21 protein-coding genes are annotated in these 24,903 nt (G+C 51.6%); 10 read left to right on the top strand and 11 right to left on the bottom strand.

Annotation, left to right across the window (positions count from 1 at the left end; genetic code table 11):
• The first annotated feature begins 216 nt into the window (after positions 1-216).
• From betB to MAQ5080_RS07540, 3 genes are all read left to right on the top strand, one after another.
• Positions 217-1,674, top strand: coding sequence for a betaine-aldehyde dehydrogenase (gene betB, locus MAQ5080_RS07550; RefSeq protein WP_067208325.1), 1,458 nt, complete (start codon positions 217-219; stop codon positions 1,672-1,674).
• Positions 1,675-1,688: 14 nt separating this feature from the next.
• Entirely contained in the window at positions 1,689-3,353 is a 1,665-nt protein-coding gene (gene betA, locus MAQ5080_RS07545) for a choline dehydrogenase (protein ID WP_067208322.1), read from the top strand.
• Positions 3,354-3,626: 273 nt separating this feature from the next.
• Positions 3,627-4,073 carry a GNAT family N-acetyltransferase gene (locus tag MAQ5080_RS07540; protein WP_067208318.1) on the top strand — a complete coding sequence of 149 codons (447 nt, stop codon included), beginning with the start codon at positions 3,627-3,629 and terminating at the stop codon, positions 4,071-4,073.
• Here the strand turns inward: MAQ5080_RS07540 and MAQ5080_RS07535 are convergent.
• On the bottom strand, positions 4,070-4,750 hold the full coding sequence (locus MAQ5080_RS07535) for a zinc metallopeptidase (protein ID WP_231870808.1): 681 nt from the start codon (positions 4,748-4,750) through the stop codon (positions 4,070-4,072). The two genes, MAQ5080_RS07540 and MAQ5080_RS07535, sit on opposite strands and share 4 nt — an antisense overlap.
• 88 nt (positions 4,751-4,838) lie before the next feature.
• Here MAQ5080_RS07535 and MAQ5080_RS07530 point away from each other — a divergent pair, with 88 nt between their 5' ends.
• Complete coding sequence (locus MAQ5080_RS07530; RefSeq protein ID WP_067208315.1) at positions 4,839-5,429, top strand: DNA-J related domain-containing protein; 591 nt, start codon at positions 4,839-4,841, stop codon at positions 5,427-5,429.
• Between the two features lie 53 nt (positions 5,430-5,482).
• Complete coding sequence (gene mltA, locus MAQ5080_RS07525; RefSeq protein WP_067208311.1) at positions 5,483-6,637, top strand: murein transglycosylase A; 1,155 nt, start codon at positions 5,483-5,485, stop codon at positions 6,635-6,637.
• Here mltA and MAQ5080_RS07520 read toward each other — a convergent pair.
• Genes MAQ5080_RS07520 through MAQ5080_RS07505 form a run of 4 tightly spaced genes read right to left on the bottom strand, consistent with a single transcriptional unit; the run spans position 6,603 to position 8,944 of the window.
• A complete protein-coding gene (locus MAQ5080_RS07520) occupies positions 6,603-7,424 on the bottom strand; it encodes an energy transducer TonB (protein ID WP_067208308.1) in 822 nt (273 codons plus the stop codon). The genes mltA and MAQ5080_RS07520 overlap by 35 nt on opposite strands.
• Complete coding sequence (locus tag MAQ5080_RS07515) at positions 7,421-7,861, bottom strand: ExbD/TolR family protein (RefSeq protein WP_067208304.1); 441 nt, start codon at positions 7,859-7,861, stop codon at positions 7,421-7,423. The genes MAQ5080_RS07520 and MAQ5080_RS07515 overlap by 4 nt, the downstream gene beginning before the upstream one ends.
• On the bottom strand, positions 7,858-8,280 hold the full coding sequence (locus tag MAQ5080_RS07510; RefSeq protein WP_067208301.1) for an ExbD/TolR family protein: 423 nt from the start codon (positions 8,278-8,280) through the stop codon (positions 7,858-7,860). Before MAQ5080_RS07510 ends, MAQ5080_RS07515 begins: the two co-directional genes overlap by 4 nt.
• Positions 8,270-8,944, bottom strand: a complete 675-nt coding sequence (locus MAQ5080_RS07505; protein ID WP_067208298.1) for a MotA/TolQ/ExbB proton channel family protein — start codon at positions 8,942-8,944, stop codon at positions 8,270-8,272. Before MAQ5080_RS07505 ends, MAQ5080_RS07510 begins: the two co-directional genes overlap by 11 nt.
• 145 nt (positions 8,945-9,089) lie before the next feature.
• Between MAQ5080_RS07505 and MAQ5080_RS07500 the strand changes: the two genes are divergently transcribed.
• From MAQ5080_RS07500 to MAQ5080_RS07490, 3 genes are read left to right on the top strand one after another with little or no spacing between them, the layout of a single operon-like run.
• The gene (locus tag MAQ5080_RS07500; protein ID WP_067208294.1) at positions 9,090-10,412 is read left to right on the top strand and encodes a DASH family cryptochrome; all 1,323 of its coding nucleotides are present in this window, start codon (positions 9,090-9,092) and stop codon (positions 10,410-10,412) included.
• A complete protein-coding gene (locus tag MAQ5080_RS07495) occupies positions 10,409-11,899 on the top strand; it encodes an FAD-binding domain-containing protein (protein WP_231915734.1) in 1,491 nt (496 codons plus the stop codon). The genes MAQ5080_RS07500 and MAQ5080_RS07495 overlap by 4 nt, the downstream gene beginning before the upstream one ends.
• A complete protein-coding gene (locus MAQ5080_RS07490; protein ID WP_067208286.1) occupies positions 11,896-13,446 on the top strand; it encodes a cryptochrome/photolyase family protein in 1,551 nt (516 codons plus the stop codon). The genes MAQ5080_RS07495 and MAQ5080_RS07490 overlap by 4 nt, the downstream gene beginning before the upstream one ends.
• Positions 13,447-13,470: 24 nt before the next feature.
• On the opposite strand, the gene MAQ5080_RS07485 is transcribed toward MAQ5080_RS07490, so the two are convergent.
• The 6 genes from MAQ5080_RS07485 to MAQ5080_RS07465 form a co-directional block, all read right to left on the bottom strand.
• The gene (locus tag MAQ5080_RS07485; RefSeq protein ID WP_067208283.1) at positions 13,471-14,790 is read right to left on the bottom strand and encodes an MATE family efflux transporter; all 1,320 of its coding nucleotides are present in this window, start codon (positions 14,788-14,790) and stop codon (positions 13,471-13,473) included.
• Positions 14,791-14,831: 41 nt separating this feature from the next.
• Positions 14,832-15,020, bottom strand: coding sequence for a DUF2256 domain-containing protein (locus MAQ5080_RS17220; RefSeq protein WP_082861059.1), 189 nt, complete (start codon positions 15,018-15,020; stop codon positions 14,832-14,834).
• Positions 14,989-16,254 carry a multidrug effflux MFS transporter gene (locus MAQ5080_RS07480; RefSeq protein WP_067208281.1) on the bottom strand — a complete coding sequence of 422 codons (1,266 nt, stop codon included), beginning with the start codon at positions 16,252-16,254 and terminating at the stop codon, positions 14,989-14,991. Before MAQ5080_RS07480 ends, MAQ5080_RS17220 begins: the two co-directional genes overlap by 32 nt.
• 70 nt (positions 16,255-16,324) lie before the next feature.
• Positions 16,325-17,887: a cation:proton antiporter family protein gene (locus tag MAQ5080_RS07475; protein ID WP_067208278.1), complete on the bottom strand. Its 1,563-nt coding sequence runs from the start codon at positions 17,885-17,887 to the stop codon at positions 16,325-16,327.
• An 81-nt stretch (positions 17,888-17,968) separates the two neighbouring features.
• Entirely contained in the window at positions 17,969-19,549 is a 1,581-nt protein-coding gene (locus tag MAQ5080_RS07470) for an L-lactate permease (protein ID WP_067208271.1), read from the bottom strand.
• 116 nt (positions 19,550-19,665) lie between these two features.
• On the bottom strand, positions 19,666-20,547 hold the full coding sequence (locus MAQ5080_RS07465; protein ID WP_067208269.1) for a LysR family transcriptional regulator: 882 nt from the start codon (positions 20,545-20,547) through the stop codon (positions 19,666-19,668).
• A gap of 130 nt (positions 20,548-20,677) precedes the next feature.
• Here MAQ5080_RS07465 and MAQ5080_RS07460 point away from each other — a divergent pair, with 130 nt between their 5' ends.
• Both MAQ5080_RS07460 and MAQ5080_RS07455 read left to right on the top strand, forming a co-directional pair.
• Complete coding sequence (locus MAQ5080_RS07460) at positions 20,678-22,240, top strand: NADH-quinone oxidoreductase subunit L (RefSeq protein ID WP_197464587.1); 1,563 nt, start codon at positions 20,678-20,680, stop codon at positions 22,238-22,240.
• On the top strand, positions 22,240-24,642 hold the full coding sequence (locus tag MAQ5080_RS07455) for a DUF2309 domain-containing protein (RefSeq protein WP_231870807.1): 2,403 nt from the start codon (positions 22,240-22,242) through the stop codon (positions 24,640-24,642). Before MAQ5080_RS07460 ends, MAQ5080_RS07455 begins: the two co-directional genes overlap by 1 nt.
• The last annotated feature ends 261 nt before the right edge of the window (positions 24,643-24,903 follow it).

Genomic DNA, 24,903 nt, shown 5'->3' with positions numbered 1-24,903 from the left:
AAGGCCCTTTTTTTGTCTCTGAGCGCCCCAACACCACCACTTTTTCCACCCCGAGCGAAATTTTTTTGCCGTTATCCATTTCAAAATCACTCATTTTATGTACAATGATTTTTATTAAACGCTCATTTAATAAAAAATTAGCCCAGTGCTAAGTTATCTCGAGCCCCCTATTTCAGTCCCATACAGGACCCGTTATTTAGTTTTGAGAGGTGATACATGGCAAATAAGCAGCAATACATCAATGGCCGCTACCTTGCGTCAACGACTGGTGAAACTTTTAACACTTACAACCCAGCAACAGGCGAATTACTAGCAACGATCGAAACTGCCGGTGCTGCTGAACTGCAAGCCGCCATCGACTCTGCGAAACAGGGTCAACGTATCTGGGCCGCAATGAGTGGTGTTGAGCGTGGCCGCATCCTAAAACGCGCGGCTGATCTACTGCGTGAAAACAACGAAGAAATCGCCAAGCTTGAAGTATTGGATACCGGTAAACCGCTGCAAGAAGCCATCGTGGTCGACATCCAAACCGGCGCCGACGTGATCGAATACTACGCCGGCCTAGCCGACAAAATTCAAGGCGACTTCCAAGACCTCGATGCGGACAGCTTCTTCTACTCTCGTCGTGAACCACTGGGCATCTGTGCTGGTATCGGCGCTTGGAACTACCCGATTCAAATCGCTTGCTGGAAATCTGGTCCAGCGTTGGCGGCAGGCAATGCGATGATCTTCAAACCTTCCGAAGAAACACCGCTAACGGCGTACAAACTGGCGGAAATTTTCACTGAGGCAGGCCTTCCTGACGGCGTGTTCAACATCGTGCAAGGCAACGCCAGCACCGGTCAATTGATCACCAACCACCCAGAGATCGACAAAGTATCCTTCACCGGTGAAGTCGGCACAGGTAAGAAAGTGATGTCGGCATCAGCATCATCGCTAAAAGATGTGACCATGGAACTGGGCGGTAAATCACCGCTGATCATTTTCCCTGATATGCCGGTTGACCAAGCGGTATCCGGTGCCATGCTGGCCAACTTCTACACTCAAGGTGAAGTGTGTACTAACGGTACTCGCGTATTTGTTCACGAAGACATGCTAGACGCCTTCAAAGCAGAACTAAAACAGCGTACCGAAGCCATGATCATTGGCGACCCAATGGATATGGACACTCAAGTAGGCTCATTGATTAACCAAGACCACATGGAAAAAGTCCTAGGTTACATCCAAGCGGCAAAAGACGCGGGCGCAACCTTGTTATGTGGCGGCGAACGCCACACAGCAAACGGCTGTGACAACGGCGCTTTCGTTCAACCAACCGTTTTCACTGACTGCACTGACGACATGCCACAGGTTCGTGAAGAGATCTTTGGCCCAGTCATGTCAGTACTAAGTTTCAAAGACGAAGACGAAGCGATCCGTCGTGCCAACGACACAAAGTATGGCCTTGCAGCAGGTGTTTTCACCAAAGATGTGAGCCGTGCTCACCGTGTGATCAAACAGCTAGAAGCGGGGATTTGTTGGATCAACACTTGGGGCGCGTCGCCAGCAGAAATGCCAGTAGGCGGTTACAAAGAGTCTGGTGTGGGTCGTGAAAACGGTATTGAGACACTACGTGCTTACACCCAAGTGAAAAGTGTCTTGGTTTCAATGACAGATATTCCTAGCCCTTACTAAGCAGCGGAGGCAGCATGAGCAACGTATACGATTACATCATTGTTGGTGCAGGTTCCGCAGGCTGTGTGCTGGCGGACCGCCTAACGGCAAGCGGTGAATACAAGGTGTTACTACTGGAAATGGGCGGCTCTGATAAGAGCATCTTTATCCAGATGCCGACCGCTTTATCTTACCCAATGAACACCGACAAGTACGCGTGGCAATTCCACACGGACAAAGAACAAGGCCTAGACGGCCGAGAAATGCACTGCCCGCGCGGTAAAGTGTTAGGCGGTTCGTCTTCTATTAACGGCATGGTCTATGTGCGTGGCCATGCCTGCGACTTCGACGAGTGGGAAGAGCACGGCGCCAAAGGCTGGAACTACCAAACCGTGCTGCCGTACTTCAAACGCGCCGAATCTTGGAAAGGCGGGGCCGACACTTACCGTGGTGGTGACGGCCCATTGTCGACCAACAACGGTAACGACATGACCATGAACCCTTTGTACCAAGCGTTTATCAACGCGGGGGCCGAAGCGGGCTACGGTATGACCGACGACTACAATGGTTACCGTCAAGAAGGCTTTGGTCCGATGCATATGACGGTCAAAGATGGCGTACGAGCTTCCACCTCAAACGCCTACCTTCGCCGCGCCATGAAACGCCCAAACCTAACACTGGTGACCGGCGTACTGACCAAGCGCGTGTTGTTTGAGGGCAAACGTGCGGTGGGGCTTGAGTACCGCCAAAACGGCCAGATCAAGCACTGCAAAGCCAACAAAGAAGTCATCTTAAGTGCTGGCTCGATTGGTTCACCAACGATTTTGCAACGTTCAGGTGTCGGCCCTAAGGCGGTGCTGGACAATGCCCATGTGCCAGTCGTGCACAACCTACCAGGGGTGGGTGAAAACCTACAAGACCACTTGGAAGTCTACTTCCAATACTGGTGTAAAGAACCGGTGTCACTGAACAGCAAACTCGGCCTGATCAGCAAAGGCATGATCGGCACCCGTTGGATTCTGTTTAAAGACGGCTTGGGCGCCACCAACCATTTTGAATCCTGTGGTTTTATCCGCTCTCGCGCTGGACTTAAGTCGCCAAACATTCAATACCACTTCCTACCGGCCGCGATGCGCTACGACGGTCAGGCAGCGGTAGAGGGTCACGGCTTCCAAGTACACGTGGGTCCGAACAAACCCGAGAGCCGTGGTAAAGTCTGGATCGAATCAAACGACCCAGAAGCGAACCCACGTATTCAGTTTAACTACATCAGCACCGAGCAGGACAAACAGGACTGGCGCGATACCATCCGTTTGACCCGTGAACTGCTGCAACAGTCAGCTTTGGATCAGTACCGTGGTGAAGAAATTCAACCGGGTATGCATGTTCAGACGGATGAACAGATCGACCGTTGGGTAAAAGACAACGTCGAAAGCGCCTACCACCCATCTTGTACGTGCAAGATGGGTGCAGACGACGACCCAATGGCGGTTTTGGACGAGGAATGTCGAGTTCGCGGCGTAGAAAATCTACGCGTAGTGGACTCATCTATTTTCCCAACCATTACTAACGGCAACCTCAACGCCCCGACCATCATGGTCGCCGAGCGTGCGGCCGACATGATCTTAGGGAAATCCCTACTTCCGTCTGCGAACGCGCCAGTATGGATCCACCCTGAGTACCAAACTCAACAACGTTAGTTGCTGGGTCCAGCGTTACTCCTTATTTAGGCCTCCTCGGAGGCCTTTTTTTGTGTTTATCCAGCAAGCCTCTCATGTTCCCTCCCCTTTTCAAGGGGAGGGTTATATAGAATCGTACGACCCGACTCCGCTCGGGGAGCAACCTTCGCATCCCCTCAGGTAGCTAGACGAGCGGCCCCCACAAGATTGACTGATTTATAGCAAATCACTTTTTAGTCAAAGACGCACCATGCCTTTTCTTATAAAGTGATCCAAACGATGTAAGGAGCTCACATGAAGATACGGACATTAACCCCTCAAGATTTGGACGCCGCCAGTACGGTCTGTTTAGCGGCTTTTCATCATTCGGTTGCGCCAATGCTGTGCGCTGAAGGCATTGCGACATTTCAAAGCGTCGCAGCACCTGAAGCTTTTCGAGAACGTATGAATAAGGATACGACAATGCTGGTGGCAGAAGCAGACGGTGAAGTCTTCGGTGTCGCAGAGCTGCGCGAAGGCCATCATTTATCCATGCTATTTGTACGCCCTGATAAGCAGGAGCAAGGCATCGGCAGAGCCTTGCTCGAAGAGTTATTGAACCATGCCGGTAGTGATACGGTGACGGTTAAAGCGTCTCTAACGTCCGTCTCTGCTTATGAGAACTATGGTTTTGAGATCACCGGAGAAGTGGGTCAAAGCGCAGGACTCACCTATCAGCCTATGGAACTGGTCATTCTCTAACGTCTCGGCACACGCCAGAACAACAAGATATTCATCAAGGCTGACGCCACATAGGTCATGGCACAAGCGGTCAAAATACGGCGTACTTTGGGGATATCTTGGCTCGGCAAATAGCGGCCTTTTTTCAGCATAGGTAAGGCTTTATTAAAGCTCGCGTCCCACTCCTCCGGCAAGATCGCCAGCTGCACAAACACAGTGACCAAGCCCAACGTGACGATCACCAGACCATGTAGCAGCGGCGTATAGGGCAATCGAAGGGCGGCGCTCAGCAATGGCCAAGCAAACAACATAATCACGGCTAAGCGCTGTACCATCATAGCCACTGGCAAATAGCGGGTGCGTAGGCGTGCCACGGTTTCTTGGCGGTGATGAGCGATGGCATGCCCCACTTCATGGGCCGCCACTGCCACCGACGTCAATGAACGCTCGTTCAAGACATAGGGACTGAGCCGCACCACCTTCGCTTGAATATCATAATGATCTCGCCCCTCATCCGCCGCTTCGACTCTAACATCATGTAATTCATAACGTTTTAGCAGATGCTCAGCAAGCTCCCCACCGCTACCTGGTAGGTCTGGTCGTGGTGAGCGATACTGCTTTAAGACTTTTTTGACCCATATCTGTGGGCCAAAGAAAATCGCTATTAACGCCAAAAGTAACAATATGTAAACTATCATAAATAAAAATAACCTCATGGTTACATGTCGCGCTTTGACCCAGACAATTTGCGTCACCTACACTTTTAAGAAGGCCAGGAGCAACGCAATGAGAAACCCTCTTATTCCAGATATTTTAGCCATTCTTCGCGATCATCCCGAAGGCATCGGCGAATATGACCTGTTAAAAGCGCTTAAGGAAAAGCACGCCATGCTGACAAAGCTAGCAGACGATCCAAATTTACTGCTGTTTCGTCAAAACTTTCTCATCATGAACGCGCTCTACCAATTGCAAAGCAGTCTCTGGCAAGAGGAGCAGATCAGCCTCAACATCACTGGCTTGCACATCCATCTACAATACGGTGCGGCCGAGCCCAACACAGGCACCACAGATATGTCCAATGGCCACGATGCCAAGCTAGCGGCCTACTACTCGGACTGGGAAGAATACGTCAATACGGATAAAGACGATGTCGAGCAGCTACTGCAAAGCTTTTATCTGGGCATTGCTAGCGTAGACGAGCGTAAAGATGCCTTAAAGACACTAGCATTAAACCATGACTTGATTGATGATAAAGACGCGATTAAACGTCAATATCGCAAGCTGGCACGGGACGCACATCCAGACCGTGGCGGCGATCCCGAACGCTTTATCAGTCTGCGCCAAGCCTATGAATGTCTAATGCATGCGCTCGCGTGAACTTATTAAGCAATTCCTCTGTCTGATCGGTTTTACGCCAAGCATTTGTTTCTATGACACCAAGATTCTTAGTTTTACTGCTACCCTTGTTGATTTTATCCGCCTGTAGCACCCGCGAGATTGATTCCTCTAACGATTTCCCCAATAACGGCCGCGACACAGACGCCCCCAAGCGCGAGCAACTCTATTTAGATGAGCGCTTGCCACCTGGCTTGCCCTATCCAGACGCTTCGTTTATTCACGGCATTCAACAGCAGGTGCGCTACCTAGATCGCATCAGCGCCCGCGACTATGAAGTCGGTAACTTGCGCATCAGTCGCGACGACTTGCGTGCCACCGCTGAAGAAATCCGTACCTGGGTCGATCATCCTACCTATTGGCCACAACTCAGTGCCCATCAGATCTCGGGCATGGACCAACGCGGTAATGTGCAAATCACCGGTTATTATGTGCCGGTGATGTCGGTGCGCCATGAACCAGATGACGTCTACAAATACCCTCTGTATCGCAAACCCAACCTGCCTAAGGGCACACCTCTGCCCTCTCGCGAGCAAATCGACTTTGAAGGTGCGCTGGACGGTCAGGGCTTAGAAATTGCGTACACTGCCAGCCTCGTGGATAACTTCTTTTTGCATGTGCAAGGCTCAGGTATGGTCGAGTTTGAAGACGGCGAACGCCGCTTGTTGTCTTGGGGCGGTGTCAATGGACACGCCTACCGCAGTATTGGTAAAGTGCTGATTGAACGTGATGAGATTCCACGCGAGCAGATGTCCGCCCAAGCCATTCGTGAATGGCTCGCAGATCACCCTGAAAAGATGCGCGAAGTGATGGCCACCAACCCAAGCTACCTATTTTTTAGTGAGGGCTTAACGCAGCCAGTGGGCGCCGCCAACGTACCGTTAACGCCCCTGCACTCGGTGGCAGTGGATCCGAAAGTCATCCCGCTAGGCAGTATTTTACTCGGCGAAGTGCCGAAGCTGGATGCTCAAGGCGAGCTGGTCGGCCATGAATTTCGCTTATTGTTGGCGCAGGATAAAGGCGGAGCCATTAAAGGATCTGGCCATATCGATTGGTACCAAGGCATTGGTGAGGAGGCCCACTTCCATGCCGGTCAACTCAAACACTTTGGCCGAGTGTGGTTACTGTTACCACGCTCGGCCAAGTCGACCGCGCTCAGTTTTTCAGCTGAAACGAAACCGGTAAGGTAATCTCTAGTGGGTTAGCACCCATCTCCAAGGTGAACGCTGGCAAAGGTTGCGAGCGTTGTACCATGTCGATGGCCGCCTTATCCAAGCGCGTCGAGCCAGAGCTCTTCGTCACTTGGATCTGTTTGGCGTCACCATTTGGGTACGCCACAAACGAAACCGTGACCACCCCTTCTTCATTACGACGACGCGACGCACGAGGGTAACGTTTGTTGCTGGCTAACTTGGCCGCCAGCTTCGCGTAATAGTCCGCCTTAGCACCGGCCTGCCCACCATTTGAGCTGGCACTGGCACGCCCTGTGGTCGCTTTCTGCTGCACCACCGTTTGCTTGGCATTGGCTTGCTCTGCAACAACCGGAGTCGGCTTTGGTTTCGGCTTAGGCTTAGGTTCTGGCTTCGGCTCAGGTTTTGGTTCCGGTTTAGGCTCTGGCTCTGGTTCCGGTTCAACAATCTCGCTTTTTTGCTTCACCTCAACTTTCGGCACCGGCTTCGGCTCGGGTTTGGGTTCCGGCTCAGGCTCAGGCTCAGGCTCCGGTTCTGGTTCTGGCTCTGGTTCAGGCTCTCGCTCGGGTTCCGGCTCAGGCTCTGGTGGAACGACTTCGGCTTGCGTCACAATACTCTCTTCCTCCGCGCCCATATCACCGAGCATGCCTAGATCAAACTCAATGCCCTGCTCTCCAGCGGCGAGGCTGCCAGAGGCATCACTCGAGCTCAGAAATACGGTATAGAAAGCCCCTGCATGCAAGGACACCGCTAAGCCACCGGCCACGATCCAATGTGTTTTTTTCACTCGGAGGCTCCTTTACTTAGCTGGGTGGCGATACTCACTTTGGTTAAGCCCGCTTGGCGAATTTCAGAAAATAAAGGGCGCATTTTTTCGATGTTCAGTTGACCATCTGCTTTGACCTGTACCCAAAAAGCCTCTGGGTCTTGGGCTTGATCAAACAAGTTGGATAAACGTGTTTGCACCTCTTCAAGCACCACCAGGTCGTCATTTAAGTAGATTTCACCAGCACTGCCCACCACCAGCATAACATTCGGTTCAGTGCTAGGACGCTGCTCGTTAATGGAGTCCGGCGGCGTGATCTTAATTGGGTCAGATTTCTGAATCTGGCCGGCCACCATAAAGAAAATCAGCATCAAGAAGACAACATTGATCAAGGGAATGACGCCGTCATCGCCACTATGACTGTCACGTTGGGCAATAAATTTTTGCTTGATATTCATGGTTGAGATTCATTAAACGCGTTTGCGATCGAGAGCTTCTCTGCTCCCTGCAGTTTCAATTGGTCAGCAAGCGTCATCAATGTTTGTAACGACACCTCGTCAGCGGCTTCAAGAACGAACAAACGATCCTTATTGTTGTGCACGATATCGCGAATTTGGTCACTGTTGCTGACCGAGATGCTACGGCCATCAAACCAAACTTGGCCATCATTACCACGTAATTCAAACATTAACGGATCTTGCTTATCTTGTTCAGGGGTTTGACTCGCGTCTGGGGCAGGCATGGGGGTATCCAAGGTTCTCCATGCGACAAAGGAAGAGGTCAGCATGAAGAACAACAGAAGGATAAAAACCACATCAATTAACGGTGTTAAGCTGACGGCCTGCTTCTTGCGCTTCTGCTCAAGATTAAGCGGCATTCAACACCTCACGCGCCGCCACAGCTGCCAAGCGTTCACCTTCCTTTGAGGTAAAAACCTGAGTCACAGCATCGTTCATGTTGTGTGCCACGCGCTCTACTTTACGCTCTAGCCAAGCGTGCATCGCAATCACTGGAATCGCCACAGCAATACCCACCGCCGTGGTTAGCAATGCTTGCCAGATACCACCGGACAATACCGATGGATCCACTTGCGCACCCGCACCTTCCATCTGTTGGAAAGCCGTGATCATGCCCAATACCGTACCGAGTAGACCTAACAGCGGGCTCAATGAACCAATAATTTCCAGTGGGCGTAAAAATGAACGCAGGTCATGCAACGTATTCATAGCGCGACGCTCTGCTTCTTCACGCACCACCGATGCTTCACGTTTGGTGCTTTGCAGCGCTTCCATACAGTATGCCACGACCCCTTCTACAGGACGTTTATCCGACAAGATCGCCAGTGCATTATTAATATCGTGAGCGCGCCAAGCGTCTAGCGCTGCGTTGATCGCTTTGCGGCTTTCGGCACGTAACAGTGCCAATTGCCATAGTTTCACTATGAAAATCGTCAGCGCGATCATAGAGAAGCCCAGTAGGATCCATACTACAGGCCCGCCAACAATGAGAAAGTCTTTAATCTGTTCCATAGTGCTATTCATTGCACGCTCCAGTTAATAGGGAAAAGTAAATTTATGCCAATGATATTTATTCTCACCTACATTTACAAGAAGATCCTACCGATATTGTTGCAATCCAAAGGACAGTTTGTTGCGTAAATGAGTAAGACAGTAACAGGAGCCCTTTATGAGCATCGGAGTTGTTTGGTTTGGTAATGACTTGCGCACCGCAGATCAAGTCATGTTGTGGCACGCTATGCGGGAAGTAGACCAGCTCATCTGTGTCTATTGTGACCCGTTATTACCGCAACACTCCGCCCTCAACAGTCTCTCTTCCCCCTCCCCTAAGCGTGATCGCTTTTTACGGGATGGTTTGGATGAATTGGCACTCAACTTACAGGCACTCGGCCAAACCCTATGGGTGACACAAAAGCATGCCCAAGTCGCGCTACCGGTTTTGTTTAACGAATTGCCGATTACCCATGTCTACCGCAACCACCATGCGGGTTGGTATGAACAACAGGCGCTCAATCAGATTACATTCGACTTCCCTGATATTCAAATTAAACAATTCTATGGCTTAGGCTTGTTTGCACAAAGCCAGTTGCCTTTTGCGCTGGCAGAACTGCCTGACAGTTTTTCCAAGTTCCGTAAAATGATGGAAACCATTGAGGTGACCGCGCCATTACCTGACGCTGCACAACTGCCACCGATGCCCGCCTTTAGCCTGCCCGACTTTAGCCCGTGGCAAGTGCGACCAGCCAAAACCGAGCAAGCGCGCTTTAATGGCGGCGAACGCGCCGCGCTGACCCAGTTAAGTGATTACTTTGCCACCGACTTGCCCAGCACCTACAAGGCGACGCGTAACGAGCTAGATGGCTGGGAGAACTCGACCAAATTCTCCCCCTGGCTGGCACAAGGCAGTATCTCGGCGCGCCAGATTAAAGCGTGCTTAGAGGTCTACGAAGGCGATCATGGGGCCAATGAGTCCAGCTATTGGATTTTCTTTGAATTGCTCTGGCGCGAGTATTTCCACTGGTACGCCAGCCGCTATGGTAAGCGTCTGTTTGCCGCCAACGGCATCCAGCAGCGCACCACACAACGCAGCTTTTACCCAGAACGCTTTCGTAAGTGGTGTTACGGCAATACCCCCTACCCGATCGTCAATGCCTGTATGAAACAGTTGAATGAAACGGGCTTTATGAGCAATCGTGGCCGTCAATTGGCTGCCAGCTGCCTGATCTATGACTTAGGGGTGGACTGGCGTTATGGTGCCGCCTATTTTGAATCACAATTACTGGATTACGATGTGGCTTCAAACTGGGGCAATTGGCAATACATCGCGGGGGTTGGGGCGGATCCCCGTGGTGGTCGTCATTTTAACCTTGAGAAACAAACTCAGCAGTACGACCCTGAGCATCACTTTATTGAAAAGTGGTACGGCCATCAGTTTGATGAGCAGTTAGATTCAATGGACGCCGCCGACTGGCCCATTTCCCCTAAACCATGATGACCCACACCTCGAAAGCGCCAGTGCTGGTGTGGTTCAAACGCGATCTTCGCCTTAGCGATCACGCTCCGCTGAGCCAAGCCATTGCCACAGGGCATCCAGTGCTGTTGCTGTATGTGTTTGAGCCAGAGCTGATCGATGACCCCCACTATGATGAGCGCCACTGGCGCTTTGTCTGGCAATCCCTCCAAGACATGCAGCAAGACCTCGATGCCTACGCTGCGACACTGCACATCCGCTTTGAAAATGCCTTGTCGGCGCTGCAGGCATTACATCAGCAACTGGGCTTTTGTGCGCTCTACAGTTATCAAGAAATCGGTATCCAACGCACCTTTGAGCGCGATAGAGCGATTCAAGCTTGGTGCCAAACAGAGCAGATCGACTGGCAGGAATCCCCCAGTGGCGCGGTGATTCGCGCACTCAAGGATCGCGATCAATGGGATAAACACTGGCAGCAGCTGATGCGCCGCACGATTGTGCCAACGCCCTTGGCGCACGCGCATTGGTGTACGGCGCAAAGCCCTATCTGCCACCTCCCCAACAGCTGGCAGACACCACAGCGTGGCATGCAAACTGGCGGCGCCACGTTAGCATGGCAAACCTTAGCAAGTTTTTATGATGGCCGCGGTCAAAACTATTACCGTGAACTGTCTAGCCCGCTCACCAGCCGCAACGCTTGTAGTCGCCTATCGCCCTATTTGGCGTGGGGCAATATTAGCCTGCGCGAGGTCTATCAAGACCTGCTCTCACGATGGCACACCAAGGGCTGGCGGTGCACCTTAGTCGCCCTCAGCTCACGCCTGCATTGGCACTGTCATTTTATGCAAAAATTTGAGAGTGAGTGCGACATGGAGTGGCGTCCGATCAATCGGGGCTATTATAATTTTCCTTACCGTCAGGATGATCAGGTCAGCCAGGATTTATACGCTTGGCAAGTGGGGCAAACAGGCTTTCCCATGGTCGATGCGTGCATGCGGGCTTTACACTCTACTGGCTATATAAACTTTCGCATGCGCGCTATGCTGGTGAGCTTTTTGTGCCATCATCTAAATATTGATTGGCGTTTGGCAGCGCATCACTTGGCGCGCCTGTTTTTGGACTTTGAGCCGGGCATCCATTACCCACAATTGCACATGCAGGCGGGCATCACTGGCGCAAATACCATACGCATTTATAATCCAGTGAAGCAATCTCAGGAGCAAGATCCTGAGGGCATATTTTTACGACGCTGGCTGCCTGAATTAAAGGATGTGCCCAGCCCACTGATCCACACACCTTGGGAAATGACGACCATGGAGGAAACCTTGTATCAATGCCGCATTGGCCACGATTATCCCAGCCCAATCGTATCCTTAAGTGACGCAGCCAAAGCCGCCCGCGAACGCCTGTGGGGATTTCGCTCGTCCGCACAAGTGCAACAAGAAAAGCAGCGCATTTTGGCCACCCATGTGCGCCGCAACAGCCGTCGTAGCGGAGACCGCTCATGAGCCAATACCACACCCTGCGCGTTGTCCTTGGCGACCAACTCAACGCGGCCCACAAATGGTTTCGCAAGCCTGAAGCCGGTGTGCTGCATTTGATTGCCGAACTGCATCCCGAAGCCACTTACGTAAAGCACCATATTCAAAAACTGTGTGCTTTCTTTTTGGCCATGGAAAACTTCGCCAAAGCGCTGCAAGATGCGGGACACCATGTGCAGTACCTGACCCTAGATGACACCCAAGGTCAGACTCTGGAATCACTGGTGCTCGGCATGGCCAAGGCCTACCAAGTCAGCCGTATCCAGCTGCAACGCCCCGATGAGTATCGCGTGATGATGGACTACCAGGCCATTGCCAGCAACGCATCGGTGCCGGTATCGCTCACCGATACCGAACACTTTATGCTGCCGTTTGAAGAAATTCCGCGCCATTTCAAGGCCAAAACCACCATCCGTATGGAACACTTCTACCGCAAGATGCGCCAACGTTTTAACATCTTGATGGAAGAGGATCACAGTCCCGTCGGTGGTAACTGGAATTACGACAACGCCAATCGTCAGGCGCTCAAACAGAAAGACTTGGCACATATTCCTGAACCCTTGCTGTTCAGTCACGATGTGACGCATATTGTGCAACGCATCGAACAACATCAGATTCCTTATATTGGCAAAGCGCAGACGCAGCTCTTGTGGCCCGTGTCACGCCATGATTCGCTGACCCTGTTGCAGTATTTCTGTGACCACTTGCTGCCCAATTTTGGCCGCTTCCAAGACGCCATGACCGATCAAACACCCCATGGCTGGAGCCTGTACCACTCGCGTCTATCGTTTGCGCTAAACAGCAAGATGCTGCACCCCAGCCATGTGATCAAAGCGGCGGTACTCAGTTACCGCTATCGCAAAGACATCGACATTGCGCAAGTAGAAGGCTTTGTGCGGCAGATTTTAGGCTGGCGTGAATACGTGCGTGGCATGTATTGGATCAATATGCCGGACTACCATGAGCAAAATGCCCTCAATGCCGAGCGCGATTTGCCGGAGTATTTCTGGACCGGCGACACCAAGATGAACTGTTTGGCCAACGCCATTGGCCAATCTTTGGATTATGGCTATGCCCATCATATTCAACGTCTGATGGTCACGGGTAACTTTTGTATGCTGACGGGTATTCACCCGGATCAAGTGGATGAATGGTATTTGGGCATTTATGTGGACGCCATCGAATGGGTCGAGCTGCCCAACACACGCAGCATGAGCCAGTTTGCCGATGGTGGTTGGGTCGCTTCAAAGCCCTATGCAGCGAGCGGCAGTTACATTCAAAAGATGAGCGATTATTGTTCGTCGTGCCATTACAACGTCAAAGAGAAAGTCGGTGAGCAAGCCTGCCCGCTGAACAGCTTGTATTGGCGCTTTATGATTCAGCACCGCGATAAGCTGCTGAAAAACCCTCGTATCGGCATGATTTACGGTAACTGGGATAAACAAGACAAGGCACAGCAGGATGCCGTGTTAGAACGCGCAGAGTGGTGTTTGGATAATATCGAAGCGCTGTAGCGCTTCGATATTATGGTCTGAATGCTAGGCCGCTTTTACGTCACAGGCGTGTTTAAAGGTATTTTGGTAAATCCACCAAGCGGCAGCGCCGGCCATGATATTGCCCAAGGTGGCACCAATAAATAAGCCCCATAAGCCACCGATCTGACCGCCGATCCACAGACACGGCAAAAAGAACGCAAACAAGCGCAGCGCCGACATCCATAAAGCGCGATAAGGCTTGCCCAAGGCATTGGCCGCCGACACCATCATCATACAAATCCCCAATGGCCCAAGACTGATCGTCACCCACATTAGGTGCCAAGTGACAATCTCGATCACTTGCTCATCGCTGGACATCAAGCCTGCCAGCCAAGATGCCCCAAACCAGACTAACACCGCCACCAAGGTCTGAAACACCAGGACATAGACCACAGCAATACGTATCAACTGTTTGATTTCATTAAATTTACCAGCGCCATAAAAACGGCCCACCATCGGCGGCAAGGTCATGGTTAATGCTAATACGGTGACAATGGCAAAGAATTCAAAGCGCGATCCTACCGCCCATGCCGCAACGGCCGCGGTGCCAAAGCCAGCTAACAGCTTGGTGGCTAACACCGAAGACACAGGAGGCAACAACTGACTGACCATGGCCGGTCCCATGATATGGCCAATTTTGCCTAGGGTTTCAAGCAAGTTCAGACTACTGAAGTCGAACGTTAACCAATGGCTGGACAGACATTTGGGCACAATAATCAGCATGCCGATGGTAAATGCCAGAATGGTGGCAAAAGCGGCACCGACAATGCCCATGTCCAAGACAAAAATAAACAATGGGTCGAGGGCAATGTTCAACAGACTGGAGACCACCATAATGACGCCCGGCAACATGGTATTACCATTGGAACGACAGATGCTGTAAAAGAAATAGATCATCGCCCCCATCCAGGTGCTGAACAACCACCAGCCCCAGTATTCATCAATGATCGGCGCCACACTGTCGGGCGCACTGAGCATATCCAACACCGCCCCGCGGAAAAACCACACCAATAAGGAGACGACAAAAATCCCTAGCGCCCCCAGCACCACCACTAGGCCACCTAGCTGTTTCGCGAACAAGCTGTCATCGGCGCCTAGAGCACGGGATATCAACGAGGTGGAGGCGATACCAAGGCCGACCTGCAGACCGATAAAAATTAAAGCGATCGGTGCCGTGAAACCTTGTGCCGCCAAGGGTAATACCCCCAGCTGACCAATAAAGGCACTGTCTACCAATTGAAAACTCATAATCGACAAGATGCCAAACAACATGGGCCAGGTCATAGAGAAGAGCTGTTTCGCGAGATAGGACGAGGATTGCATTAAGGTTCCTTGGCATTATTGGCTAAGTAGTCAGCGCAGCATTATAAAAGAGAAGCGTGACACTCCGGCGAACTTTCCCCGCTTTTTTCTTGGTTGGCGCGCTGTCGGCGACAGCGCTCGGAGCAGTACTTAACGCCCTCCCAACAACTGGCCCACTTCTTACGCCAAGCAAAGGGGCGCTGACAGATGGGACAGATCTTACTGGGAAGGTGTGGTTTCTTGTGTGACATGGTTCGAGGCTTTATGCATCCGGTTGGCGGTTAACATCAATACGAATGCCAAGCCAGTAAAGATCACATACCCCGCCGCCAATGGCACCACGGTAAAGTTATAGAAGGCACCGATGATCACCGACAGCACCACCGCGGTTAGGCTGGTGAGCGACGACGTGACCGAAGAAGCGATGCCGGCCATCTTTCCTAACGGCTCCATGGCCATGGCACTCATATTGCCAAACAGCAGCCCCATGCTAAAAAAGATCGGTACCCCAAGACACAGAAACAGCCACAGTGGTGGCACGCCGCCTAACAACCAAGCCGCCAACAGCATGCTATTGGCAGCGGTCAGCTTCAGGCTTAGGGCGACCCATACCAAACGTCGCATCCCCAAACGCATCACCAGCTGACCATTGGTAAAAGACGCCAAGCCGGCCCCTCCGGCCATGATGGCAAAGTACAAGGGAAAGGCATCGCCAGTGTCATAGAGGTCTTGGAAGATCGACTGGGACATGCCCAAATACAGCATCAGCCCCGCAAACGTCAGCCCCGACATGCCGGTGTAACACATCACTTCGCGATGGCTGACAATATAGCGCGCCTCGCGGACCAAGCGTTTCAATTCAAAGCGATGACGGTTCTCAGGGGCTAAGGTTTCCGGCTGGCGTGTGATCAGCCAGACAGAAGCGATCAAACCCTGCAACATCAAGGCGGCAAAGATCCAACGCCAATCCCCTACCAATAACACCATCTGACCAAAGGCGGGGGCCAACATGGGCACTAGGATAAACACCACCATGATGTAGGACATGATGCGCGCCATAGCGCGACCTTGGTAAAGATCTCGGACCAGCGCCCGAGACACCGTTTTCGGAGCTGCGACGCCGAGGCCTTGGATAAAGCGCCCAAGCAGCAACACCTCTAAAGTGTGAGCCGTCATCGCAATCAGGCTACCAAGGATATAAATCGCCACCCCCGTCAGAATGCTTTTCTTACGCCCGATGACATCCGATACCGGACCAAACACCAGCTCACCAAACACCATACCAGCGATCAGCGCCGATACTACCCATTGGATTTGGGTTACATCCGTTAGCGCGAGAGCATTCGCCATGTCCCGAAATGCGGGCAACACCGCATCCATACTGAGGGCGGTCAGCGACATAATGGTGGCAAACAGAGCGATAAACTCTTTCTCAGACAGGGCTTTTTGCGGTGCACCACGGGATGCAAGGGTTGGGCGTTTCATGCTTATATCGATATCCTTATGATTAAGCTAATAAGGCTAGCATGAAACGCCCCGTTACGAGAGCAGACGCTTAGCGCAGCAGCGCCAAACTTTCCTCACCGAAGCCGGCACCGGCCTCAGAGTAGAAGTTGAACACGTTATTGATGCCCGCTTCCATCATGTAGTCACGCTCATCTTGGTAGCGGGCAATCGCTGCCACTTGGCCATTAAAGCCAGTGCTGCGCAGCTGTTTCACCACGTTGACGCTGTCATCCGCCGCCGGCAACGCCAGCAGAATCAGCTTCACATTGGACAGGTCCAAGTGCTCCCAAAGGTCGACGTCTTCACCGTCACCAAAGAACACATTGTGATTCTCTTCCTGCATTTGCTTAATACGGAACTTATCCGCATCCATGCCAGCCACATCAGCACCAATCATATTGCTTATCGATTCAAACGCGCCTCGTCCCACGCGTCCAAGCCCCACCACAAGTACTTCCATGTTCTTCGGCTGGGTAAAGCAGTCTTCTGGCAATGGCACTGGATTTTCGTAGTGGCGAATACGGTCCTTGTAACGACGGAAGTAGCTGTGTGCCTTGCGATAAATCACACTGGTAATGACAAACGAGAAGGACACTGCCAAGGCCAAGATCACCAACCATTCGTTTTCGATCCAACCTGCTTGCACACTAAGCGCCACCACAATCAGGCCAAACTCGCTGTAGTTCGACAGCGCCAAAGCACCCAAGAACGAGGTACGACCGCGCAGACGCAAGCTGGTAAAGAAGAAAAAGAACAGCACAAACTTCAGCACCAGCAACGCCGTTAAGAGCAAGCTCAAACCGAGCATTTCCCAAGTGGGCAAGGCACTGAAGCCAATCGATAAGAAAAAGCCAATCAAGAAGATGTCTTTGAAGTTCATTAACGACCGGTTTAGCTCGGAGGCTTTACTATGGGATGCGAGCAGTATGCCGAGGACCAGAGCCCCTAAATCCCCCTTTACTCCAACGAGGTAAAACAGCTCATAGGCCCCTAAGGCAAAGAAAATCCCCGTCAGCGGTAGCATTTCCCCGTGGCCAGATTTGTCTAGAATACGGCCTAACACAGGACGCAGCGGGATCAAGGCAAACAATAGAATTGCCCACAGTGACGGAATTTCACCGGTTGCCAGCACCAGGAAGACCACAGCAACGATGTCTTGCATCACCAAGATACCCAATGCCAATTGACCATGGCGGGTTTTCATCTCACCGGCTTCTTCGAGCAGCTTCACGATACACACGGTACTTGAGAAGCTGAGGGCAAAACCGATCAAGGCTGCGGTACGCAATGACAGCACCTCAAAGGCATGTAAGCCGACCAAACCAAGCAGCGATACCACGCCGATTAACAGAATGGTCCAAGCTCCCATATGACCCAGGGTTGAGGCCCACACTTCACGCTTCAGCAAGTCCTGTACATGCAGTTTTAAGCCAATGCAGAACAGCATCAAGGTGATGCCCATATTGGACAGCTGCTCCAACACGTTCGAGGGTTCGAACTGTAGAAAATTAAGAAGAAAACCTGCCGCCAAAAAACCAATCAAAGGCGGCAGGTTCACCAGCTTGATGGCTAGACCACAGAGAAACGCAAACAGTATCCAAATAAATTCCATAACGACGACGTACTTTTCCTAGAAATAACAGCACCCAACGTGCCCTTGGCAAGAAAGCATAACCACAAAATGCACAGCTTTCTATATGAGTAAGTGCAGAATTAACTGTCCCATCAGGGCGGCAATCAGTGCATACACCAGCATCGGCACTATGGTGCGTTTAATCATCGCCCCTTCTTGGTTTTTAATGCCCAAAATCGTACACACAGCAATGATGTTATTCAGGCAAATCATATTGCCCATCGCAGCGCCTACCGATTGCAACGCTAACACCACAGTGATGGGTAAACTGGTTTGCTCGGCGATGCTGTATTGAATGCCACCAAAAGTCAGGTTTGACACGGTGGCGGAACCAGAGAAGAACGACCCTAGCGCCCCCAACAGCGCCGCGACGTAACTCCAATTAGCGCCCATGGTGCTGGCTAACGTGTTGGCAATGATAAAGATCGGCGCTTGTTCGCCTCCTTGCATCATAAAGTTCACCATCATCAAAGCGCCAATCAAGGCTAGGATGGGCAATTTAATACGCGCCCAGGTGTCGGCCAGCGCATGGCTAAGATGACTTTTTGACAGCGATAAAATCGGAATCAACAGCACTACCGTGACCACAAAAGGAATCAAGGCGGGCACATAAAGGGTCTTATATGACCAAGCAACATCGCTGCCTAAAATAGACGACCAAGACACTATCAAGGCTTGGCTAAGGGCCACATCGCCAACACTGAGCCATGGTGTGCCATCGTTGAGCCAAGCTTTAAAGGGCCACTGCTGGATGCGCGTCACCAACAAAATTCCGATCAATAGAATAAACGGCGACAGGGCTTTAATGACGGCGATATTCGTCAAATTCGCAGACTTCTCAGGCCGATCTGATGACATCTTCTGTAAACCAAGCTGGTATTTCGCCGCCAAAACTGAGCCACATAAGCCCATGGCACCGCCAATCAAGGAGGGAAATTCATAGTTCACCTGCGCCAGCAAGTAAAAGGGCACGGTACAACTTAAGGCACTGATAACAATAAATATTAGGTTGTCACGAATCGCTTGCCAGCTCACTAAAAAACGTAACGCCAACAGCGGAATCATGACGCTGGCCACGAGGTGAATCAGTGCGGTCCATTGCGACGTTGCCAATAATTGCGCATCACTGAGGTCGAGCGCAGCAAAGCCAAACCAGGCCGGCGTCCCCACCGCCCCAAAAGACACCGGCACACTGTTCATAACGAGGGTTAGCAAGGCCACCGGCATGGCCGGAAAACCTAACCCCACCAAAATCGGCGCCGCAATGGCCGCCGGTGTACCGAAGCCCGAAGCCCCCTCCAACATAAAAGCAAACGCCCAGCCAATGATCATCAACTGCGCCACTTTATTGGGGCTGATGCTTTCCAACCACTGGCGTAAGGTATTTTCCGCCCCCGATAGCACTAGCACCCGATTTAATAGAATCGCCCCGGCGACAATGGAAATCGGCGTTAACACGGACAAGCCGCCCGCGATCGCATTGGCCATCAGCGTTAGCAGGTCCGCTTGAAAGTAGAACGCCTGCAGCAATGCTGCCAATGCTGCGGTCATTGGCAAGGCCACATGCGCCGCCAACGGTTGTGGCTTGGTCATGCCCCAGACCAAAAAGACGACTGGGGCAAGCGCTATCAAAGTATCCATACACACTCCAAGTGTTTGATCCCGCCATTATCCCTGTCAGTCAATGCAATTACAGTGCAAGGATCAGAAAAGTGCACGATTGCCGCTAAAAAAATACCTGGCCAGTGTGACAAGGATTATTCCAATTGATGACTACGCAATAAATGCAGTAACACTTCGGGAATGAATTTACGCGGCATTTGCAGCGCATAGAAATGCTCGTACGCCTGCGGAAGCTCTTGATAAACTTGAAGTTTCTTAGCCTCAATCTCGTCTTTTACCACCACTGGCGGCATCACCGATAAAAAGCCACTGTCACGGGCCAAGAGACGCATCATCGCCATATCATCCACTTCTGCTTTGATCTCGGCGCGATATTGCTGGGTGGCACAAAACGACTCAAATACCGAGCGAATGCCCATGTTTCGCGCCGGCAAGATCCAGGTTTTATCTTCATACCCTTCGGGGAAGGGCCGATCGGGCTGTTCACCATAGGGCCCCACAATCGCCACCGATTGCCGTGCCACAAGCTGGTTTTGCCATAAGATGCCGTGCACATCATTGGCCAAAGCCCGGTTGGTCAAGGCGATATCGAGTTCATGATTCAGCAGCCCCTCCATCAATCCATTCATGGTGCGGGCATATAGGGTAAAGCTCACGGTTGGCTCATTGAATAACGGCGTGATAAAGGCTTCGATAAAGTTACGCGATAAGTGGGTTTCAAAGCCGATGTTTAGATGGGTGTGGTCAGTGTTGCCGCTTTTCAGAAATTGCTCTAACTCTTCGCCGGTGGAGAAAATATCTTGCGCGTAGAGCTGCACCCGTTTGCCCACATCGGTCAGTACTAGTCGTCGCCCTTCGCGCTCGAACAGGGGTTGGCCAATATTGTTTTCCAGCTGCTTAATCTGCGCTGAAAGGGCCGATTGTGAGATATGCAATTGCTCTGCGGCCTGAGTGAGATGACCGATACTGGCCACACGCCAGAAATAATAAAGGTGATGATAGTTAAGACGTGCCATGGAAATCCCTCAAGAACGGCCCTTTAATATATAATCAAAACAGAACAATTTATTAAAATATATGTATTTTTATTAACTTTAAAGTCTCTGCATACTGGCGCCATCTTCGATTACTTGTATGGCGAGCCCAATGACCTTCATGACTTTTCTGCTGCCAGCCCTGTTTGCCTTCACAGGGATCTTATGTGGCTTACCCAAATTGCGCGAGCGTGCCGCTGGCATTGCCTTGTTCAGCGCGCGCATCGCACCGCTACTCTTAGCGGCAATTTTGACGTCTTGGTTTTTTGTCACACCCGATCCACAAGCCCCTTTTCATGGATCTTTGTTGAGCGCTCTGATGCTGATTTTGGTGGTGTTTATGGCCTGGGTGCTGGTGCAATTTTCCCAGCACTACATGGCAGGGGAGCAGCGGGTAGCGCAATACTACCGTTCCTTGATGCTGACCCTCGCGGCGGTATCGCTGACGTTAAGCAGTAATCATTTATTAGGCTTTTGGGCTGGCTGGCTAGGCATCAGCTTAGGCCTGCACGTACTGCTCACCTTTTACCCAGAACGTCCACGCGCGATCTTGGCGGCGCACAAGAAGTTTATTCTGGCTCGCGTGGCAGAACTGTCGTTGCTGGTGGCATTCAGCCTATTGTATCTAGAACACAACACTTGGTACCTCAGTGAATTGATGTCCGAAATGCAGGGGCCCTTGTCGACTTACGAACAGATTGCTGCTGTGTTGATCGCCATAGCGGCCCTGATGAAGTGCGCCCAGTTACCGGTACACGGTTGGTTAATGCAAGTGGTTGAAGCACCGACTCCCGTCAGTGCGCTATTACACGCTGGCATCATCAACTTAGGCGGTTACCTGGTACTGACTTTCTACCCTCTGCTACACCTCAGCCCTATCGCCATCTGGCTATTGTTGATTGTCGCGGGTCTAACCACTTTGATCAGCGCCTTGATCATGACCACACGCATCAGTGTTAAAGTCCGTTTGGCCTGGTCCACCAGTGCACAAATGGGCTTGATGTTACTGGAATGCGCCCTAGGTATGTACGAACTGGCGGTCCTACACTTGCTCACCCACTCGGTGTACAAGGCTCACGCTTTCTTAAACTCCAGCAATGCGGTGCATGAATTTCTACTGCGTAAAGTAGCACCGGATGAGACACCAAACGCTCTGGCTTGGGGCGCGGCCGTGCTGTTTGCGACGGCGGCGGTATGGCTTTCGATCTGGCTTTGGGACTACCAAGGACCACTCAGCCCATGGTTGTTGATGGGCATCGCATTAGCCTTATTGGTCGCGCAATGGCGCAGTGTACCCCACCCTACGTCGTTGCTGCGTTTGGCCTTCATCGCGCTGGCGCTGTCTGCCCTGTACGGCGGCTTAAAAACGGCCACTGGCTGGTTATTACAAGACCATATCGCCGCCCACACAAGCGCAGCCTTTAGCGCGGCTGACCTATGGGCCTGTGGCATCTTTATCAGCTTGTTCGTATTGGCGGTCTGCCTGCGCTACTACGCGCATTTACCGTGGGTACGCCGCTTTTCCGTCAACCTGTTTGCGGGGCTTTATTTAGATGAATGGTTTACCAAAATCACCTTAAAAATCTGGCCTGTGACGCTGCCAGCGCATTCAAAAGCCAAACACCACGGTGTCGCTTTGCTGTTCCCTAACTTGTCAAAAGGCTGGAAGAAATAATGATGGATACTCAAGCAACTGTTTCTTTAACGGCGACGCAAAAGACGTCTCTGCAGAAAGCCACACAATGCCTCGCCCCCAACTGGCCACTGGATCGTATGATTGCAGTGAACCCGCTGTGGAAGTTGGTCGACCGCCCGTTTGATCAAGTCGCGACAGACATGTCTTTACTGGCGGGGATTCGCTGTCATATGCCCGTAGCCACCTACTTAGAATGGTATGAGCAAGGTCGTACCGACAACGACTGTCTGTTGCAAGCCGCCAGCGAATACGGCGTTAGCCTGGCGCTGGAGTCTTTGATCATGTATCTCAGTAAAGACTCTGGCCGCGTGCAAAGTTGGCGCAACATCGCTGACTGGGCGGATCTAACCCGTAGCAATCACAAGATGTCTTGGCACGATGAGATCACCCATCAAATCAGTCAGTTCTGTGCCGCTCACTACCAAGAACAGCGTCCTATGCTGAACCGTCAATACCGCCAGCATTCCTTGAACCTGTATCAACACTGGCTGCAAATCGCTCGTCTTGACCGTGGTTTATCGATCATCATGTCCGAAGCCAACCTGGATGAGGAATTTGATTTACTGCCCGACGACCAAGAGAGCCTGTTTGCCGAGGCCATCAACACCTTAAAGGTGACCAATAACAGCCTGCAGCACTATGGACAAGCGCTGTTACTGGACATCAACGGCTGGGGCTCTTACCTCGCTTATCGTGCCTTTGAAGCGGAGAAGCAAGGCAAAACTCAGGACGATGTGCGCTCTCTATTGGCCATTAAAATGGCTTGGGAGTTAGTGGTTTGGCGCTATTTAGAAAAAACCAATAGCGCCGATTTTGAGATACTGAATGAACGCTGGGGACAGCAACTGCTGCATGTGAATGAGCTACGTGGTCAACATCATGATGCGCTCTTGATTCCACGCATCTGGGCCCGCGCTTTAGAGCTTAGCGAGCAACGCAGCTTGCAACAACAGCTAGTCAAGGTCGCGCCACAACGCCCAGACGCGCCAGCATTACAGGCCATATTCTGTATCGATGTACGCTCGGAGGTCTACCGTCGCGCGCTTGAGCATCAAAGCAGCGCCATCGAAACTTACGGCTTTGCTGGCTTCTTTGGTCTGCCGATCGAATACGAGCAAGCGGGTACGCAAGTGGTACGGCCACAGTTACCCGGTCTTGTGCCGGCCGCCATTCGCGTGTTTGAAAGCCAAGCCAACGATGAGCAATTGGCCAAAGACAACCGCAGCGCCAGCTGGAACCGTTGGGGGAACGCAGCGGCCGCTACCTTTTCCATGGTGGAGTCCATGGGCTGGTGGTACGCCTTTAAACTGTTTAAGAAAAGCTTAAGTGGCGACTCTTCGCATGCCTTAGCTCCCAACCGTCACAGCCACTGGACGCTGACACGCCAAGGACGCACCTTGAACATTGATGACCAAGCACAGCTGGCCAAAGGCATTCTTGACACCATGGGGCTACACAACTTTGCCAAAACGGTGATGTTGGTGGGACACGGTAGTCACAGCTGCAATAACCTACAGAGCGCAGGCCTTGAGTGCGGTGCCTGCGGTGGTCAAAGCGGTGAGGTGAACGTTAAGGTGCTGGCGCAGTTGCTGAATAACTTAAAAGTCCGTGAAGCGCTGCAAACCATGGGCTATGACATTCCCGATCAGACTCAGTTTGTGCCCGCACTGCACAACACCATTACCGATCACATCACCTGCTACAGCGATGTCAACGATCCGGCTGTGGTCGATTGGCTCAAACAGGCGACCTACTTAACGCAACAAGAACGCGCCGCCCGAGTCGATGAAAAACTGTTGAGTTTAACACCACAGCAACGAGACGCGGCCTATCAGCGGCGGGCCAGCGACTGGTCACAAACGCGCCCAGAGTGGGGTTTGGCGGACAATCATGCGTTCATCATTGCACCGCGTCACTATACCCGTGAACTGGATCTGCAAGGCCGTAGTTTCTTACACGACTACGACTTTGAACAAGACGGTGACGCCGCAATCCTAGAACGTTTGATGACGGCCCCCATGCTGGTGACCCACTGGATCAATATGCAATACAACCTCTCTACCACCGATAACTTTAAGTTCGGCAGCGGCAATAAAGTACTGCATAACGCGGTCGGTGATCACATTGGGGTATTTGAAGGCAACGGCGGTGATTTACGCGTTGGTTTGGCCATGCAGTCACTGCACGATGGTGAAAAATGGATGCATACGCCAGAACGCTTGGCTGTGTACATTCGTGCTCCAAAGAAGTTCATCGAAAACATTGTTAAAAAGCACGAACTGCTGCAAAACTTGATCAATAACCAATGGCTATACGTTTTTCAGTGGGATGGTCAAGCCGTTAATCGCTACAATTGTGGAGAATGGGCTGCGCAAGCTTGATAGAAGTCAAAGCTGAGCTATAAATATTTATAATGCAAATAATTCTCAATTGTATATTAACATTTGCAAATAATTGTATATAATTCACTCATCGGTGCAGTAATTTTCCGATGCCAAGGTCCACAGCGCTGCACGAAAGGCTGTGACATCTTGGTTGAAACAAAAGCTGAATTTATGCGGATGCTTCGTCATCCGCTTTTTTTTGCCTGATGTTTAGGCCTACACCCGAACTAACAACCCCATCCTAACCTTCCCCTTAAA

The sequence above is a fragment of the Marinomonas aquimarina genome, assembly GCF_900089755.1.
GTDB lineage: Bacteria > Pseudomonadota > Gammaproteobacteria > Pseudomonadales > Marinomonadaceae > Marinomonas > Marinomonas aquimarina.
This window is presented reverse-complemented; position numbering and strand designations above follow the sequence as displayed.